Here is an 18,081-nt window from a genome sequence, read left to right as displayed (position 1 = left end):
CTTACGATACTGTCAACGTGTGGCAAAATTCAAGACGCGGTACTATGCCGATATTCGCGCCCCATGTCAAGCTACTATGACACAAGTTATGCTGTTCCGAAAGCCGTGATCCGCACAAGCCGCCGCCGCATGGCTGTTACCTCAATCCTGTCCCGGTTTCCTGTGGCAGACTGCTACGTGTGTTAAGCTCTACGCCACATTGTGGTGAAACCAAAGGAGTATTGAACCATGAGCAAGATCGATATTGGTATCAAAAAAGCAGATCGTACCGAAGTCGCGGAAGGGCTGAAACGACTGCTGGCCGATTCCTACACGCTGTATCTGCAGACGCACAATTTTCACTGGAATGTTGAAGGCCCCAGGTTTCGCGAGTTGCACCTGATGTTCGAAGAGCATTACACCGAGCTGGCTGTGGCGGTGGACGATATAGCCGAACGTATTCGCACGCTGGATGTGCCGGCGCCAGGTACGTACAAAGAGTTCGCCAAACTGAGCTCTATTGCAGAAGTAGACGGTGTACCGGATGCCAGGAAGATGGTTGATCTGCTGACGCATGGTCATGAGCAGGTAGTTAAAACCTGCCGTGATGTGCTGAAGGTGGCTAACGAGTCGGATGACGAATCAACTGCTGCCATGGCTTCCGATCGCATGCGTATCCACGAGAAAACCGCCTGGATGCTCCGTGCTATAAACAAGTAATTGCACAGCCAAGGGGGGCAGCCAGCCCGTCGAAGTGATCACGCTGATGCCTCTACCTTAAGGGGGTACCCGGACCCGGCTCCGGGTACCCCCTTAAGGTAGAGGCTGCACTGACAGTGACCGGGCTGGCTGTTTCTCCTGCCCGGCAGGTCAGTTCATCAAATACCACACCAGGAAACCCAGGCTGAACGCCGTCAGGTAAACCATCCCGATCCACGCCAGTATATTCATTCCCGCGGAGATGCCTTTGCCCCGCACCAGGCTGAAGTTGAGCCAGGCGAAAAATGGTGTGGTCAGAAACGCCAGCGTCATGGCAAAGGTCAGCATGGGGCTCAGCGCGCTCTGGAAGAACAGAATGATGGCCATGCCCGCAGCTGCCTGAGCGACAATCCACGCCGTCAGCGTCCAGCTGCGACGCTCCCCGTCCCTGTTGCGCAGCAGGTGAAACGATTCGTCCAGTGTCCGGGCATATCCGTCCAGGACGGCCAGTGTGGTGCCAAACATGCACATGAACGCGATAAAGGCGATGAACAGCCGTGCCCAGTCGCCAATAGTGGTGGCGTACATGGCGACGAGTTGCTGCGCGAACGCCGCGCCGGCCATGGCAATCTCCTGTTCGGTGCCATGTTGCAGCAAGGCGCCCAGGGCCACAAAAACCACGGCCAGGATGACGGCGACCGCATAGCCCAGATTGAAATCAAACAATCCATCGGACAACGACACCCGGGTCAGCTTTTGTTTGGAGCGAAGCCACATGGAGTTGATGGCCGATAATTCGATAGGCACTGGCATCCAGCCCATGGTGGCGACAATAAAGGCCAGTGCCGACAGCTGCCAGGGAGAAGGGCTGACGTAATCAGCCGGCGCCATCGGCCCGTTTTGCCAGGCGATGGCGACTGCAATCAGTGTGCAAATGGTCAATACCAGCATCAGTGCCCGTGACAGGCCGTCCAGCACACGATAATGCCCGGCCAGCAGAATCAGCAGGCACACGGCCAGCAGTAGCAGGCAGAGCAAGGTCAGTGACAAATTGCCGGGAATGAAATACTGCAGCAGGCTCGCGGTGAGCAGCAGGACGCCGGCGGTATTGACGACAGCAGCAATCAGGTTCAGTGCGGTAAACGCAATCAGCCAGCCGCGGCCTTTGCCCTGATACCCCTCAACCAGGCTTTTGTTGTGCCAAAGGGTGTACTGCACGCCGAAACGGAAAAACGGATACTTCAGGACATTGACCAGTACAATCAGCCACAGCAGCTGCCAGCCGAATAAGGCACCTGCTTGCGTGGAAGCGACCAGATGGGAGGCGCCAACGGCGGCAGCGGCCATTACCAGGCCGGGCCCGGTGGCCCGCCAGCGTTCTATAAGTCTTGATTTTTCCATAGTATTTTTTTTCTTAACGTGTCTTCTGATATCGTATTTTTCCGCGATGGTGCGATAATACGCCCTGCGCAGCATAATGGAATGCACGCCACCGGTACAGACCCCGGATTCGAGAGCGACTTTTGACTAGCCAATCGACAGATAATCAGGGACCCGAAACACCCAGGCGCCGCGGACTCCTGCGCTCCAGCGCCGTGACCGGCAGCATGACCTTTGTCTCGCGTATTCTGGGCCTGGTCAGAGATGTGGTGCTGGCGCGGGTGTTCGGTCCGGGTGACGGCGCCGATGCGTTCTTCCTTGCTTTCAAAATTCCCAATTTTCTGCGCCGACTGTTTGCCGAAGGCGCTTTTAACCAGGCCTTTGTGCCGGTATTGTCGGAGTATCGCAGCACGCGCAGTCTGGCGCTGGTGCAGGAACTGGTCAACGCAGTAGCAGGCTACCTGGGCGCGGTGCTGTTGCTTATCACTGCCGTGGTGGTGCTGGCGGCCCCCTGGATCTCGATTCCCATCGCCTATGGTTTCACCGCGGATCCGGCCAAGTTTGCGCTGTTTGTTGACATGTTGCGCATTACCTTTCCGTATTTATTGTTGATCTCGCTGACCGCATTCGCCGGGTCCATCCTCAACAGCTATGATCGTTTTGCGATCCCGGCATTAACACCGGCGCTGTTGAACCTGTCACTGATCGCTTCTGCCTTGTTGCTCAGTCCCTATTTTGCCCAGCCCGAAATCGCTCTGGCCTGGGGCGTGCTGATCGCCGGCATCGCTCAGTTGCTGTTTCAGTTGCCGTTTCTGGTGCGTTTGCAGTTGCTGCCCCGGCCGCGGCTGGTGAAAAATCATGAAGGGGTGCGTCGGATAATCAAATTAATGATTCCGGCACTGTTCGGAGTCTCGGTCAGCCAGATAAATCTGTTGCTCGATACATTCATTGCCTCTCTGCTGGTTGCCGGCAGTGTGTCCTGGCTGTATTTCTCAGAGCGGTTGATGGACCTGCCGCTGGGTATTTTCGCCGTGGCCGTGGCAACCGTCGTGCTGCCCAGTCTGTCGCGGCGTCACGCCGAACGCTCCAAAGAGGAATTTTCCGCCCTGCTGGACTGGGCGTTGCGCCTGATTCTGCTGATTGCCGTGCCGGCCAGCCTGGCTCTGGTGCTGCTGGCGCAGCCCATGATTATTACCCTGTTTCAGAATGACAATTTCACTGCCAACGATGTGATGATGGTGACCTACAGTCTGCAGGCTTATTCCCTGGGCCTGCTGGCGTTCATGAGTATCAAGATTTTTGCCCCCGGTTTTTATTCGCGGCAGGACACACGAACACCGGTACGCATTGGCATCATTGCCATGGTGGCCAATATGGTGATGAATATCCTGTTGGTGTTTGTGCTTGATATGGCTCATACCGGCCTCGCGCTGGCCACCTCATTGTCGGCTTACCTGAATGCGGGCCTATTGTTTATGGGGCTGCGGCGCGAAGGCGTGTTTGATTTCCAGCCTGGCTGGACAGTGTTTCTGGTCAGGCTGCTGTGTGCCAATGCCGTGATGTGTGTGTTTCTGGTGCTGGTCGCAGGTGACTGGCGCCTGTGGTTGCAATGGGATATCTGGCAGCGCGTGTGGCAAATGGCTGTATTGTGTTTCGGCGGTATGGCTTTGTATATGCTGGCGTTGCTGGTGTCCGGCATGAGGCCCGCCGACTTTCGTCGGCAGGCCTGATTGGCATCGACAGGCCTGGTTGCTGCTCAGGGTTTGCGGAACAGCAGGGTAAATCGGTCCGTGCGTCCGGTGACCATTTCATTGCCGACTTCCAGGGTCAGGTCATCGGCCACACTGGCGTGCAGGTCGCTGAAATCCACCAGCTCAAATCCGGCTGCCTGAGTCTCCTTGATGACCAGTACCGGGTCCAGGCGCCGGCCGTTTTCACGGTTGCCCGGTTCCAGGTGACGTCGTGTATGGTCGATAACACCGTACAAACCACCCGGGCGCAGGCTATCAAAGATAGCGTCATTGAGGTGCATCCGGCTTTCTGCGTTCATGTTATGCAGATTGCGGAAGGTCAGCACCATATCCAGGTCTTCGACCTCAAAGTTGAAAGGTTCCAGCTCGCGCAGTGTCATGCCTTCAGGCAGATTCAGGACCTCAACTTCATCAAAACCGGGCTGATTGAGAACACGCTCGGCAACCGTGTCGGTGCCAATGGCAACATAAAGTTTGCCGCTGCCACGCAGTGTCGGCGCCAGAATTTTGGTGTACCAGCCGGCACCCGGTACCAGTTCCAGTACCCGCATGTCCTCGCGAAAGCCGAAAAACTCAAGGGTTGCCACCGGTTGGCGTTCTATCTCGTCACGGGCCGTTTCGGCCGGCGTACGGGTTGCACCCTGCATGGCCATTTCGAGCTTGTTGCGTGTGCTGTCAAAGTCGGCAGCCTGCGCCCATGCTGAGGGTGCTGTCACGACCAGGGACATGGCCAGGCTCGCCAGAAATGCTGTTCCGGTCTTGCCGCTGAAGTGTTTGATCATGCTGAATCTCCACAATATGATTGGCTGGAAGGCCATTAATGCGCTCAGGCGCGGGATACAAACTTGCCGGTTACCGTGTTGACCTTTATTTTTTCACCGGTGGTGAGATATTCGGGTACCTGGATTTCCAGGCCCGTGTCCAGTGTCGCCGGTTTCGGGCGGGCTGTTGCCGATGCACTGCCGCCACTGGACGGCGTGCTGACAATCTCCATGACCACTGTTTGTGGCAATTCTATTCCCAGCAGATTATCGTCCATGATCAGGGCAGTGATGCCGTCGAGCTGATCGGTTATGTAGGGAATGTCATCTTCGACCTGTTCTGCATTGATGCCATACTGACTGTAGTCGTCGGTGCTCATGAAGTACAGCGTGTCGTCTTCGCGGTAGGAGAACTGCACGTTCATGCGCATACAGTCAGCGATTTTCACCACGTCGTCGCCTTTGTAGGCTTCATCAAGCTTCTGTTGGGTTTGCAGATTGATATAACGCACTTTGTACATGGTCACGCCGCCGCGCGAGGAGGGGCTTTTGCCTTCCAGCTGGCGAATCAGGTGAGGAACACCCTCGATATCCACAATCATGCCACGCTTCAGTTCGTTTGCTTTCATGACGCTATAATCCTCGGAATCAGACGCATGCTCTGTGCGCGCCGGGATCGAAATGTACTGTATCCGTAGCAGACTGTAAATATTCGGATCGCTTTAACTGTCGGCGTATAACAGGTATAACAGGGCACAGAATTTGACAGCCAGGTGAGTAACAGACGATGCCAAAGACAAAAGACGAAGTGGACAATTTTCATATTATCTCGGCTGAGGAGCTGCCTCAGCCGGCTCAGCTGAAGCAGGAGATGCCTCTGGCCGGCAAGGCGTTGGAGACGGTGCTGGGTGGTCATCGCAGCGTCAAGGGCATTCTCGACGGCAAGGACAACCGGCTGATCGTTGTCGTCGGGCCCTGTTCGATTCACGATACGACACTGGCGATGGACTATGCGCGCAAGCTGCAGGCGCTGGCGGAGGAGTTGAAAGAGACCCTGTTGATAGTCATGCGCGTGTATTTCGAAAAGCCGCGCACCACGGTGGGCTGGGAAGGGCTGATCTATGATCCGCACCTGGACGGCAGTCACCGCATAGAGCACGGTTTGCGAATTGGCCGGCAGTTGATGCTGGACATCAATGAACTCGGCCTGCCGATTGCCGTTGAAGCACTGGATCTGATTTCTCCGCAATACCTGCAGGACCTGGTAAGCTGGACAGCGGTCGGTGCCCGCACCACGGAGTCACCGACGCACCGCAAACTGGCCAGTGGTATCTCGTCAGCCGTGGGTTTCAAGAACAATGTAGATGGCGGCCTGTCAGTGGCGGTCAATGCCATTCGCGCAGCCTCTGCGATCAACACCTTCATCAGTGTGACCGAAGACGGCAAGGTTGCTGCATTCCGTACCTCGGGTAACCCGCATTGCCATGTCATTCTGCGCGGTGGCAAAGAACCGAATTATGAGGCTGCTTTTGTCGCCGGGTGTGAGCAGGAACTGCGCAAGGCAGCAATCGCGGAAAACATCATGATTGATTGCAGCCACGGCAATTCGCGTAAACAGTATGAAAAACAACTGAACGTTCTGCAGGATGTGACTGCGCAGATTGAAGCCGGCAACCAGTCTATCATCGGGGTAATGCTGGAAAGTAATATCAACGCAGGCAATCAGCCGATACCGGATGACCTTGAGGAGATCCGGTACGGCGTGTCAATAACCGATGCCTGCATTGACTGGCCGGCGACCGAGGCGGCTTTGCGTGAGATGGCGACACGATTGCGCCCGGTGCTGCCCGCCAGAAAACGTGGCTGATAATGCGTCGTGATCCGGCGCTTATCCACCAATAGTCATGGAGATAATAACCAGGCCGATGGCTACCAGTGCGATAGTGCCAACAGTAACGCTGATGTTGCGTGCTACCAGACGATCTTCCATTGTGTTGCTCCCGTAGTAGAGATTGACGACAGTAGGTTTATGAGCTATTGCAAGCGTGGTGCCGGGGATTTTTCCCTCTTGTTATGGCTATGATCCGGCATTGCTGCGGGTTGCTTGTTGATCTGCATCAACTGCACCTGTTTTGATTTGCCGGCTCCGGTCGTTGTCTGACGGCAGCCATTGCCCGTGTGTGACTAATTAACTATGATGCAAGCAGGTTCACAACAACAAAAACAGCTAAAACAATTGTCAGTTAAATGAGTTTAACGAAATAAACGGAGAGTCAGCTTATGACGGATTACAAGAAAGTTCTGGTTGCGGTAGATGGTTCTGATGAGTCAGACAAGATCATCACCAAAGCGCTGGCGATTGCCGGTGACAGCAATGCGCAACTGGATGTAGTGATGGTGTTCGAGCCGTTGCTGGGTAGTTATTCATTTGAGTTGAACATGGCAGACTTTGAGAAAGTCCAGAAAGAGCATCAGGAGCAGGTTGCCAGCAAAATGCGCGCAAAATTGGCGGCCGTGTCGCCATCGGTGCCGGCGCAACAGGTGCATTTCCAGCGTGGCAAACCGGCAACCGAAATCAAGAAGCTGTGCGAAGAACTGGGCTCCGATCTGCTGGTTATCGGCAGTCATGGCCACAACCCGGTCCGTGCCGTCCTCGGTTCCACTGCCAATGCCGTATTGCACGGCATCCATTGCGACGTGCTGACCATCAGGGTCTAGGAACCTCTGAACAAGTCCAGGTGACTCTGCGCCAGGCCCCGCCCTTCGGGGCATCCAGCCAAATGCCTTAAACCTCAGGGGGGGTACCGGAGCCGGCTCCGGTACCCCCCCCTGAGGTTTAAGGCTCCCTTGTCATTGCAAGGGCTGGCTAGCTGGACTTAAGCACTGCCGCAATACTCTGCGCCAGGTAGCCAATATTACTGCTGTTAATACCGGCAATATTGATACGACTCGAATTCACCAGATAGATACTGTAATCGTTGATCAAGGTCTGTACCTGGTCAACGCTCAGCCCGAGAAAGGAAAACATGCCTTTTTCCTGTTCAATAAACCCAAAGTCGCGATCAATACCCTGTTTGTTGAGCTCAGTAACCAGCGCCGAGCGCAGGCTGTTTATGCGCTCGCGAACTTCAGTCAACTCCTGCTCCCAGTCACTGTTCAGTTCACTGTCGGCAAGAATCTCGGCAACCACACTGGCACCGTGATCCGGTGGCATCGAATACATGCCGCGTGCAGTTGAGGCAATCTGGCTGGCGGCTGCCTGCACAGCGTTGGCATTGTCTGCAATGACTGTTAGCGCACCGGTGCGCTCGCGATACAGGCCAAAATTCTTCGAACATGAACTCACCACAATCAGCTCCGGCAAGGTTTCCGCCAGCAGGCGTACGCCATAACTGTCGTCCGCCAGGCCATCGCCCAGCCCCTGGTAAGCCAGATCGATGAACGGCGTGAAGCCGTTTTTCTGTGCCAGTGCGGCCACCGCCTGCCATTGATCCTGGTTCAGATCGGCGCCACAGGGGTTGTGGCAACATCCGTGCAACAGCACCAGATCGCCGACCCCGGCTTTGCTGATGCGAGTCATCATGTCATCAAAGCGAATACCGTGGTTATTGTAGTCGTAGTAGGGGTAAGTCTCGATCTGCAGACCGGCCTCACCCAACAACGGAACATGATTGGCCCAGGTGGGATCGCTGACCAGGATTTTGCTGCCGGGTTTGACCTTCTGGATAAACTCAGCTGCCAGTCGCAGGCCGCCGCAGCCACCGGGGGTCTGAAATGTGACGCGGCGATCGCCCAGCATTTTGTTCAGGCTGTCGCCCAGCACCAGATCGGCAATCAGCGAGTTGAAGGTCGCTGACCCGGCCGGTGAGACATAGGTTTTCGTGACCTGGTTTTGCAATAACCGGGCTTCGGCTGTTTTCACTGCCCGCATGACCGGAGTATGGCCCTGCTCATCTTTATAGACTCCCACGCCCAGATCAATCTTGCGTGGATTGCTGTCACTGCGGTGTGCCGCCGACAGGCCCAGTATGGGGTCAGCAGGCAGGGGGCTCAGGCTGTCAAACATGCGGTAGTTCCTGTTCAGGTGTAGTCGGGGAGCAATGGGTTTGCATAGTGCCAATTGTCAGTCAAAAGTGCTCACGCAGACTCTGCGCCTTCAGCGTATTCTGCAGCAAAGATACGATCGTCATCGGGCCAACGCCGCCGGGTACCGGTGTTATCCAGCTGCATTTGTCTTTAACGGCAGCAAAGTCGACATCGCCGGCCAGCCGATAGCCGGATTTTTTGCTGGTGTCGGGCAATCGGGTAATGCCGACATCAATCACCACGGCACCGTCCTTGACCATGTCGGCGCCGACAAATTCAGCTTTACCGATAGCGACAATCAGAATGTCGGCGGTGCGACAGATCGCTGCCATATCTTTGGTGCGGCTGTGCACCAGGGTCACGGTGCTGTTGCCCGGATTGGTGTTGCGTGACATCAACAGCGACATCGGCGTCCCTACGATGTTGCTGCGGCCGATCACGACGCAGTGTTTGCCTTCGGTCTCAATGCTGTGATGGCGCAGCAGCTCCATGATGCCGTTTGGCGTTGCTGAAATGAAGGTCGGCAGGCCCAGGCACAGGCGGCCAACGTTTTCCGGACAAAAGCCATCAACATCCTTGGCCGGATCAATGGCCAGGGTAACGCGGGTTTCGTTAATATGTGGCGGCAGCGGTAGCTGAACGATAAAGCCATCAATATCAGCATTATTGTTAAGCTTGTCGATTTCGGCGAGCAGGACGTCTTCGCTGACATCGCTGTCCAGCCGCACCAGCGTGCTTTTGAACCCTACGCGCTCGCAGGCCAGCACCTTGTTGTTGACATAGGTTTCGCTGGCGCCATCACTCCCCACCAGGACAGCCGCCAAATGAGGGATTTTGCCCCCCTGGGCGCGGAGTTGATCAACCTGTTCAGCGATCTGCGCCTTGATCGTTTCCGCTGTCTGTTTGCCGTCGAGTAATTGCATGCTGAAAGCCCCTGTTGCATAAAGGAGGCAATCATAAACGAGCGCTGGCGGTGGCTCAAGCTACCATTTGCCGGTGTTGGGCATGCTCAGCCAGGGTTCCTGCGCCGGCAGGGGATCACCCGCCTGCAGCAGCTCAATGGAGATGTTGTCCGGCGAGCGGATAAACGCCATGCGACCGTCCCGGGGAGGGCGGTTGATGGTCACACCTTTTTTTTGCAGTTCGGCGCACAGATCATAAATATTGTCGACGCGGTACGCGATGTGACCAAAGTTGCGGCCTTCACCATAGGTTTCCGGATCCCAGTTATGGGTCAGCTCGATCTGTGCTGTTTCGTCGCCTTCCGCGGCCAGAAAAACCAGCGTGAAACGCCCTTTGTCGTTGTCACGACGGCTCAGTTGTCTGAGCCCCAGTTTATTGCAATAAAAATCCAGCGATGCATCAAGGTCGCTGACACGCACCATGGTGTGCAGGTATTTCATAAGGGTCTCCCGAGGCTGGTGAGTCTGGTCTGTGACCGGAGGTGGCGGTCCTGCTACGGCGACTGCGTACCGGCGGTCAGGCGCAATGGAACATATTCGCCGGACTGGTTCCAGTCGCCTTCAATGGCAATCACTTCGCCGTTTTCTGCCAGTACCAGGCTGCCGTAGTATTCCACCTGAATGCTGCTGAGTCTGATGGTGATCTGTTGGTCGCGGATACTGATGCTGTCGATGGGCAGCCCGCTGCGAAACTGACTGGGGATGTCGAGAGTGCCGGTATGAGGCGTGTCGCTATCTGCTTTTTGAAAATTAAACACCACGTCAATCGGGTTGTACTGTGCGGCTACCAGTGTGCCCTGCCATTGTCCGCTCAGATCCTGAGCCAGTGTGTTAACACTGACCAGCAATGAGGCGCAGGTGCAGGCGGCGAGAAACAGGAGGCGGCGTGTGAGTTTTGTCATGGCGACAGCATAACGCGCGCTGGCAGATAAAAAAAGAGGTTGTTGCCGACCGGCAACAACCTCTGTCACGAATGTCCAGACGCGGAATCCGGGCGGGTTTACTTCTTCCGGTATTCAAACGTCAGGTTGTAGGCCACGTTGGTCGTGATTGGTCCGATCACGGTTTGTGTGGTGGTGGTCGCAGAGAACCGGGCGCGGTAGAAAACCCTGTCATCAGTGACGCTGACTTCGCTGATCTGGAAACTGCTGAACGTACTGGCATCAACCCCTTCAGCATCGTCCAGTGCCTTCCTGACGTCATCTTCCAGACTGTCGATTTCGGTGTTGCCGGGTGCCGGTATGCTGTCAATTTCGAAGGTGAACGGTGTGCTGACGCCGCTGGTAGAAACCGTGCCGGCGATGGTCAGCGTGTAGTCGCCGTCCGGGACTTCGACTACGGGCTCGTCAACGGGATCAACTGGCTGGCCGGTCAGCTCAGCCAGAGTATTGGCAACCGTACCGATGGTGACCGGCGCTCCGTCGCCGAATGCGCCGCCCTGCACGTACACGGTGTTGTTCTTGATGCCGATATAGATGCCGGTGCTGTCGTAGAAACGGTAAACATACCCATCCAGGACACTGAAGGCCGTGTTCGTTGCGGTACTCGGGAACAGATCGGCGTACAGCTCCTCGGCTTTGGCTATCAGGTTACTGACCTGGCTCATGTCCGGCGGTGTACCACCCAGCAGTGCACAGCTGGTGGAATTGCTGGTCTTGGAGCCGGTGAACTGGCCCAGTAAATTACCTGATGTGGATAACACATTGGCTTCATTAAACGTGCCTGTGGTCACGTTGGAGACTGCCAGCTTGACACCCAGTGCCGGGATGCCCCAGGTTGCTTCTGCCCCCGACACGGTCGGGTTACTGAGAACCAGATCAGCGATACAGACGGTGCCGCCGGCTGCAATCACCATGTCGACTGTGGTGCCATTGGCCAGTGGCGCGCCGGTTTGAGCCGACCCAAAAGTCAACGAATAGGTTCCTTCCAGGGATGCCGGAATTGATGTTGACTGTGCCAGCACGGCGCTGCTGCCCAGCATCAGGGCGGTTGCCAGGCAGGGTGCCAGTACCCGCCGCAGCTTGTTGTTTAAAATTGCCATCACTCTTGCTCCATTGCCATCGTGAATCGTTGAGGTTCATTGCAGAGCTGAAGATTAGGCTATACCTCCTGTTACGGGCACCCCCCGATCAGGGGGCAGGGTTAACCGGACGCGGAAAAATGCTATTATTCGCGTCCGGCAAACCGGTGTCTCATACACCCTGGGTGAAAACAGATTTATGACAAGCGAGAATAGAAGCAAATATGTACTGACAGTGTCCTGTCCCGAGGCTAACGGCATTGTTCGCGCCGTCAGCGACTTCCTGTATCAGCGCGGGGCGACTATCAGTGAGGCGGCACAGCACCGCGATCCGGTCATTGACCGGTTCTTTATGCGGGTTGAATTCGAAGAGGTGGAGGCACACTTGCCAGCCACGGAGAAACTCGACGAAGATTTCGGCGCCGTTGCCGGCCAGTTTGATATGCAGTGGAGCTTTTTCGATTTGGCCATACGGCCAAAGCTGCTGCTGGCGGTATCGCGACACGGGCATTGCCTGAATGATATTTTACACCGCTGGAGCAGCGGCGCGTTGCCGGCGGATGTGGTCGGCGTGGTGTCCAATCATGAGGACATGCGGGGTATCACCGAATGGTATGGGCTGGATTATTTCTATCTGCCACTGACACCGGAGACCAAAACAGCACAGGAAGCAGCCATGCTGGATATCGTCACCAGCAAACAGGTGGATGTGCTGGCGCTGGCGCGTTACATGCAGATTTTGTCACCTCGCATGTGTGAAGTCATGGCGGGCCGTGCGATTAATATTCACCACTCCTTCCTGCCCGGCTTCAAGGGCGCCAACCCTTACCGGCAGGCCTATATGCGTGGCGTCAAAATCATCGGTGCAACGGCGCACTATGTCACTACGGATCTGGATGAGGGGCCGATTATTGAACAGGCAGTTGAACGTATTGATCATAATTTTGATATCGATGAACTGATGCAGATTGGTCGTGATGCGGAGTGTGCCGCGTTTGCGCGTGCCCTGAAATGGCATTGCGAGCACCGCATTATCGTCAATGGCAATAAAACAGTTGTGTTCAAGTAACACCCGTGCCGTTTCATGTCACGTTGATGGTGCTGTAAAAGCTACGGCGCGGCCACCAGGGGAAAATAAATGTTGATTGCACTGGGTACGCTGGCCGGTGGACTCGGTCTGTTCCTGTTGTCCGTATCAATGATAACCGATGGCCTTAAGCTGGCTGCAGGCGGGTCGCTACGCGATATTCTCGGACGCTCGACAGCTACGGTCTGGCGCGGCATTGTGTCGGGGGCTTTTCTGACCAGTCTGGTGCAGTCTTCCAGCGCGGTTACGGTGGCCACCATCGGCTTTGTCAACGCTGGCTTGCTGGGCATTCATCAGGCGCTGGGTGTGGTGCTGGGCGCGACGATTGGCACTACCATGACAGGCTGGCTGGTGGCGATAGTGGGCTTTAATTTCAGCATCACTGCGTTTGCCCTGCCCATGGTGGGGGCGGGCATGACAATGCGACTGGTCGGGCCTTCCCGGCGTCTGGGAGCACTGGGCGAAGCCATCGCAGGGTTTGGTCTGTTTTTTATTGGTATCGATTTCCTGCGCGGGGCGTTTGAAGGCTTTGCGCAGAATATGGATTTGGCCAGTCTGGCGCCGGAGGGTTTCGCCGGCGCAATCATATTCGTCGGCGTTGGTTTTGTGATGACACTGCTAACGCAATCATCCAGTGCCGCCATTGCCATAACCCTGACGGCACTGACAGGTGGTGTGATCAGTTTTCCGGCCGCTGCAGCGGCGGCGATCGGCGCCACCGTTGGCACCACATCAACATCCGCACTTGCTGTTATTGGTGCCACTTCCAATGCGCGGCGGGTGGCGGCCGGTCACGTTATTATTAATGGCTTCAATGCGGTCCTGGGGATTGCGCTGTTGCCCGGCGTGATCTGGCTGGCATCAATCAATGCCGACATGCAGCAATATCCTGCTTTAAGCCTGGCCCTGTTCCACACCAGCTTTAATGTGCTCGGCGTGTTGCTGCTGATCCCTTTCATGAAACGGGTCAGTGCCTGGCTGGAGCGTCGGTTTGTCGGTTTGTCGGAAAAGCTGGGGCGACCGCAATATCTGGACAGCAATGTCATGGTATCGCCGGCGCTGGCCATGGATGCTTTTTTTCTTGAACTCAAGCGCATGGCTGAACTTGCCCGCGACCACGCAGTCGCAGCGCTGAACAACGAAGGTTCGCCGGACGCCAGGCTGAAGGCAGAGCATGATGGCCTGCGCCAGCTGGTGCGCTACGTGGAAAAATCGGTTACCGACCTGGAGAAGGATCGTCTGGGCAGCGATGTAGCACAGCAATTGCCTATGATTTTGCGCATCGCAAACTATATTGATGAGGCTGTCGCACATGCGCAGGCCTGCGCTGAAACCGATTCCGATGTTGAGTATCTGCTGCAGACTGATGAAAGCGAGCGTATTTTGTTGTATCGGGCCGCCGTGCTGAAGCATCTGGCATTCTGCAACCCGGATCGGCACGATTTCAGCGCGGATGAGGTAAATCAAGCCTATCAGGCCTTGCGTGTGACCTGGCGAGACCTGAAAACCGACTTGCTGGACGCCAGTGTCGGGGGGCGGATTCCGGTTCAGCGCCTTAACCCGGCGATTGATAGTTTGCGCATGATGCTGCGTGTTGCAGAACGTGCTACCCGCATCGCCATCCGTCTGGCCGAACTGGGACGCGGGGTTCCGCTGGCGGGCAAATCCGTGCCCGATCGGCCGGCGGGCAGCAGCGACCAGGGGGCAGAGACAGCCATCGGTTCTGACTGACGCTGTATTACAGCTTTGTCATATAGTTGTCACACATAAGCATTACAGTGGCGCTCAGAATCAATGATTCACTTTCATTGCCCTGAAGGAGATCGAACGATGTTGAAATGTAAACACGCTTTTGCTGCCATCGCGGTAGCTGGTTCCCTCGCACTGTCAGCCCATGTAGCGGCCGACGTAGACCCGAATTTGCCCGACTACAATCGTGTATCCGGTATTTCCGGCAACCTGTCCAGTATTGGCTCTGACACACTCAACAACCTGATGACGTTGTGGGCGGAAGAGTTCAACAAATTCTACCCGAACGTCAATGTTCAGATTCAGGGCGCGGGCTCATCCACCGCACCGCCCGCATTGACCGAAGGCACGGCAGTGCTGGCGCCCATGAGCCGTGGTATGCGTCAGTCCGAGATCCGTGAATTCGAAGAGCGTTTTGGCTACCCGCCGACCGAGCTGCCGGTGGCTGTGGATATGCTGGCGGTGTATGTGAACCGCGACAATCCCATCGAAAGCCTGAGCCTGCCCCAGGTTGACGCGATTTTTTCAGCGACCCGTCGCTGCGGTTTCCCCCAGGATGTCACGCGTTGGGGCCAGCTGGGTTTGACCGGCGACTGGCAGAACCGTGATTTTGCGCTTTACAGCCGTAACGCGGTGTCCGGCACCTACGGTTTTTTCAAGGACAACGCCATGTGTGGCGGTGACTTCAAATCCAGCATCAACGAGCAGCCCGGTTCATCCTCTGTGGTGCAGGGCGTCACTGAATCCATCAATGGTATCGGCTACTCGGGTATAGGCTACCGCACATCCGGTGTGCGTGTGGTCCCGTTGGCGGCAACCGAAGGTAGTGAAGTGTTTGAAGCCACGGCCGAAAATGCGGCCAGCGGTGATTATCCACTGTCGCGTTACCTGTTTGTTTACATCAACAAGCACCCCAACCGTCCGCTTGACCCGATGGTGCGTGAATTTGTCAAGATGATGTACAGCAAACAAGGCCAGGAAGTGGTCAACCGGGATGGTTTCGTGACCCTGCCAGCGGTACTGGGTGCACGAATTATGGGTGAGCTGGGGATTGAATGACAGTTGTCATCATCATGTCATGCAGATGATCTAGTCTGCAGACTCTCCCCTGGGAAGATAGAATGACATGGATGTCGACTTTTTTCGGGAATAAGACAGTATTGTCACAAAACCGTCATTTAAAGTTGATATGATTCGGCTCGACATTGATCGCTGACATTGGAATCAGACCCGGGTTCCTGAACTCAGCCCACAACAAAAGCCAGGACAGAGCTTACCGATGACCGACACCACCCCAGATTTACCGGCCCCGGGCAAGAGCAGTAAAAGTCTGTTGCCTGACCACAAGAGGCGCCAGGCCCTGCGCAAAAAGCGTATGCGGCGCGACAAAATGTCCCGCTGGGGCATTACGGCGGCAGGTTATGGTGTGGTGCTGGCGCTGGCCACCATCTTTATTTATCTGTTTTACGAAGTTGCCCCCATTCTGCGCGGCGCAACGGTGACGCCACAGGACAGTTACACCCTTCCCGATCCCGATGCACAGACCTATCGCCTGTTACTGGATCGATACGAAGAGCTGGGTATTCAATACACAAACCGCGGTCAGGCGGTGTTTTTTGACGCCAATACCGGTGTAGAATTGCGGCGTTTCACCATGCCGGTTACCGGCAGCGCCGATGTCACCAGTTTTGGCGCGGCAGAAGCTATTTCCAACACGTCAGCGTTTGGCTTCAGCAATGGCGAGGCCGTGGTTACGCGGCATGCCTATCAGATAACCTTTCCCGACAATGTCAGGCAAATTCTGCCCCGGATGGAATATCCGTTGGGTGAAGAGCCCCTTGTTATCGACGAACAGGGGAGCGCCTTGCGCGTCATCGCGGTAGAAAACATGCAGCGCGGCGCTGGCATGGCTGTCGCCGCCGTCACCGAAGACGGGCGTTTGCTGCTCGCCAATATGACCACGCGTACCAATCTGCTGACCGGCGCGACACAGGTCAGTCGCACCGTGAATACCTTGCCGGCGATTCCGGGGCGCGCGCAGAAACTGTTGATCGACAAGTCACTTAGCAACCTGTTTGTGCTGGATGACAGCGGCATGGTGCACTACTACGACATCTCCACTCCGGCGCAGGCCAGGCTGGTGCAGTCGGTTGATGTGGGTGGTGGCAGCCGGGTGACGGCAGCCGAATTTCTGGTGGGTGCGGTTTCCATCGTATTTGGTACTGAACAGGGTGAGCTGAGTCAGTGGTTTCTGGTCCGGGACGAGCAAAATCAATACAGCCTGGAAGAAGTGCGTCAGTTCAACTCTCACGGCGCTGCCATTACCTCGATAGCGCCAGAGTACACCCGCAAAGGTTTTGTCGCGGTCGATGCCGCCGGGCAACTGGGTGTGCATTATGCCACCTCGGCGCGGACCCTGTTTCTCGACACCGTCTCCGACGACCCCCTGCAGCAGGTCGCCATTTCCCAAATCAATACCGGCCTGTTATGGCTTGATGCGCAGGGAGACGTAGTCAGCGCCGATATGTGGAATGAACACCCTCAGCTGTCATGGGATGCGCTGTGGAACAAAGTCTGGTACGAAGGCCGGGCCGACCCCGAGTACATCTGGCAGTCATCGTCGGGCTCAGACGAGTTCGAGTCAAAGTTCAGTCTGATGCCGTTGACCATTGGTACTCTGAAAGCAGCGTTTTACGCCATGCTGTTTGCCATGCCGCTGGCAATCGCCGGCGCAATCTACACGGCCTACTTTATGACACCCAAGCTGCGTGGCGTGGTCAAACCCAGCATTGAAATCATGGAAGCCCTGCCGACTGTCATTCTCGGTTTTCTCGCCGGTTTGTGGCTGGCGCCGTTTGTCGAAAGCCATCTGCCGGCGATTTTCAGTTTCTTTATCCTGATGCCGGTGATGATGTTACTGTTCGCCTATCTGTGGGGACAGCTGCCGGCCCAGTTCCGTAACCGTGTGCCCGATGGTTGGGAGGCCGCGTTGATGGTGCCGCTTATCCTGGTGTTTGGCACTGTGTGTATTCAGCTCAGCCCCTGGGTGGAAATCTGGTTCTTTGATGGCAGCATGCGCCAATGGTTCACCGATATCGGTATTACCTATGACCAGCGAAATGCCCTGATTGTCGGTATCGCCATGGGTTTCGCGGTTATCCCGACCATCTTTTCGATCGCTGAAGATGCGGTGTTCACCGTACCCCGACACCTGACCCAGGGTTCACTGGCATTGGGCGCAACGCGCTGGCAGACGGTCATGGGCGTGGTGCTGCCAACCGCCAGCCCGGGTATATTTTCTGCCGTGATGATGGGTTTCGGTCGCGCCGTGGGTGAAACCATGATCGTGTTGATGGCGACCGGCAACAGCCCTGTTGTCAATTTCAATATTTTTGAAGGCATGCGCACACTGTCAGCCAACATTGCCGTGGAATTGCCTGAAACGGCGGTGGGCTCTTCCCATTTCCGGGTGCTGTTCCTGGCCGCGCTGGTGTTGCTGGCGCTGACCTTTGTCGTTAACACCATCGCCGAAATCATCAGACAACGCCTGCGTTTACGTTACAGCAATCTGTAACACGCCTGGCCACAGCTGCGGGCGAAGCCTGCA

16 protein-coding genes are annotated in these 18,081 nt (G+C 56.0%); 8 read left to right on the top strand and 8 right to left on the bottom strand.

Features of this window, described 5'->3' with window-relative positions; translation table 11 throughout:
• The first annotated feature begins 228 nt into the window (after positions 1 to 228).
• Complete coding sequence (locus ENH71_RS09410; protein ID WP_294130925.1) at positions 229 to 699, top strand: Dps family protein; 471 nt, start codon at positions 229 to 231, stop codon at positions 697 to 699.
• 150 nt (positions 700 to 849) lie between these two features.
• Here the strand turns inward: ENH71_RS09410 and ENH71_RS09405 are convergent, their stop codons facing one another.
• On the bottom strand, positions 850 to 2,079 hold the full coding sequence (locus tag ENH71_RS09405) for an NRAMP family divalent metal transporter (RefSeq protein ID WP_294130923.1): 1,230 nt from the start codon (positions 2,077 to 2,079) through the stop codon (positions 850 to 852).
• Between the two features lie 122 nt (positions 2,080 to 2,201).
• Between ENH71_RS09405 and murJ the strand changes: the two genes are divergently transcribed.
• Positions 2,202 to 3,788: a murein biosynthesis integral membrane protein MurJ gene (murJ, locus tag ENH71_RS09400; protein WP_294130922.1), complete on the top strand. Its 1,587-nt coding sequence runs from the start codon at positions 2,202 to 2,204 to the stop codon at positions 3,786 to 3,788.
• A gap of 26 nt (positions 3,789 to 3,814) precedes the next feature.
• On the opposite strand, the gene ENH71_RS09395 is transcribed toward murJ, so the two are convergent.
• Together ENH71_RS09395 and efpL are read right to left on the bottom strand one after the other, a co-directional pair.
• Positions 3,815 to 4,591 (bottom strand): class I SAM-dependent methyltransferase, encoded by a 777-nt coding sequence (locus tag ENH71_RS09395; RefSeq protein ID WP_294130920.1) that lies wholly within the window; start codon positions 4,589 to 4,591, stop codon positions 3,815 to 3,817.
• Between the two features lie 44 nt (positions 4,592 to 4,635).
• Positions 4,636 to 5,199: an elongation factor P-like protein EfpL gene (efpL, locus tag ENH71_RS09390; protein ID WP_294130918.1), complete on the bottom strand. Its 564-nt coding sequence runs from the start codon at positions 5,197 to 5,199 to the stop codon at positions 4,636 to 4,638.
• Positions 5,200 to 5,357: 158 nt separating this feature from the next.
• On the opposite strand from efpL, the gene ENH71_RS09385 reads away from it, so the two are divergent.
• On the top strand, positions 5,358 to 6,437 hold the full coding sequence (locus ENH71_RS09385) for a 3-deoxy-7-phosphoheptulonate synthase (protein WP_294130917.1): 1,080 nt from the start codon (positions 5,358 to 5,360) through the stop codon (positions 6,435 to 6,437).
• 413 nt (positions 6,438 to 6,850) lie between these two features.
• Positions 6,851 to 7,288: a universal stress protein gene (locus ENH71_RS09380; protein WP_294130914.1), complete on the top strand. Its 438-nt coding sequence runs from the start codon at positions 6,851 to 6,853 to the stop codon at positions 7,286 to 7,288.
• A gap of 148 nt (positions 7,289 to 7,436) precedes the next feature.
• On the opposite strand, the gene ENH71_RS09375 is transcribed toward ENH71_RS09380, so the two are convergent.
• From ENH71_RS09375 to ENH71_RS09355, 5 genes are all read right to left on the bottom strand, one after another.
• Positions 7,437 to 8,636 (bottom strand): amino acid aminotransferase, encoded by a 1,200-nt coding sequence (locus ENH71_RS09375; RefSeq protein WP_294130908.1) that lies wholly within the window; start codon positions 8,634 to 8,636, stop codon positions 7,437 to 7,439.
• 61 nt (positions 8,637 to 8,697) lie between these two features.
• Positions 8,698 to 9,579 (bottom strand): bifunctional 5,10-methylenetetrahydrofolate dehydrogenase/5,10-methenyltetrahydrofolate cyclohydrolase, encoded by an 882-nt coding sequence (locus ENH71_RS09370; RefSeq protein ID WP_294130906.1) that lies wholly within the window; start codon positions 9,577 to 9,579, stop codon positions 8,698 to 8,700.
• Positions 9,580 to 9,639: 60 nt separating this feature from the next.
• Positions 9,640 to 10,059, bottom strand: a complete 420-nt coding sequence (locus ENH71_RS09365) for a VOC family protein (RefSeq protein ID WP_294130903.1) — start codon at positions 10,057 to 10,059, stop codon at positions 9,640 to 9,642.
• 53 nt (positions 10,060 to 10,112) lie between these two features.
• The gene (locus tag ENH71_RS09360; RefSeq protein ID WP_294130900.1) at positions 10,113 to 10,520 is read right to left on the bottom strand and encodes a hypothetical protein; all 408 of its coding nucleotides are present in this window, start codon (positions 10,518 to 10,520) and stop codon (positions 10,113 to 10,115) included.
• 98 nt (positions 10,521 to 10,618) lie between these two features.
• Positions 10,619 to 11,659 (bottom strand): hypothetical protein, encoded by a 1,041-nt coding sequence (locus ENH71_RS09355; RefSeq protein ID WP_294130897.1) that lies wholly within the window; start codon positions 11,657 to 11,659, stop codon positions 10,619 to 10,621.
• A gap of 178 nt (positions 11,660 to 11,837) precedes the next feature.
• Between ENH71_RS09355 and purU the strand changes: the two genes are divergently transcribed.
• From purU to ENH71_RS09335, 4 genes are all read left to right on the top strand, one after another.
• Complete coding sequence (gene purU / locus ENH71_RS09350) at positions 11,838 to 12,707, top strand: formyltetrahydrofolate deformylase (protein WP_294130894.1); 870 nt, start codon at positions 11,838 to 11,840, stop codon at positions 12,705 to 12,707.
• 69 nt (positions 12,708 to 12,776) lie between these two features.
• Positions 12,777 to 14,456 carry a Na/Pi cotransporter family protein gene (locus tag ENH71_RS09345; RefSeq protein ID WP_294130891.1) on the top strand — a complete coding sequence of 560 codons (1,680 nt, stop codon included), beginning with the start codon at positions 12,777 to 12,779 and terminating at the stop codon, positions 14,454 to 14,456.
• Positions 14,457 to 14,558: 102 nt separating this feature from the next.
• Positions 14,559 to 15,533, top strand: a complete 975-nt coding sequence (locus ENH71_RS09340; RefSeq protein WP_414704684.1) for a PstS family phosphate ABC transporter substrate-binding protein — start codon at positions 14,559 to 14,561, stop codon at positions 15,531 to 15,533.
• Positions 15,534 to 15,753: 220 nt separating this feature from the next.
• Positions 15,754 to 18,048 carry an ABC transporter permease subunit gene (locus tag ENH71_RS09335; RefSeq protein WP_294130887.1) on the top strand — a complete coding sequence of 765 codons (2,295 nt, stop codon included), beginning with the start codon at positions 15,754 to 15,756 and terminating at the stop codon, positions 18,046 to 18,048.
• Positions 18,049 to 18,081 lie beyond the last annotated feature (33 nt).

It is taken from the genome of Pseudohongiella sp. (assembly GCF_011050365.1).
Taxonomy (GTDB): Bacteria; Pseudomonadota; Gammaproteobacteria; order Pseudomonadales; family Pseudohongiellaceae; genus Pseudohongiella.
This window is presented reverse-complemented; position numbering and strand designations above follow the sequence as displayed.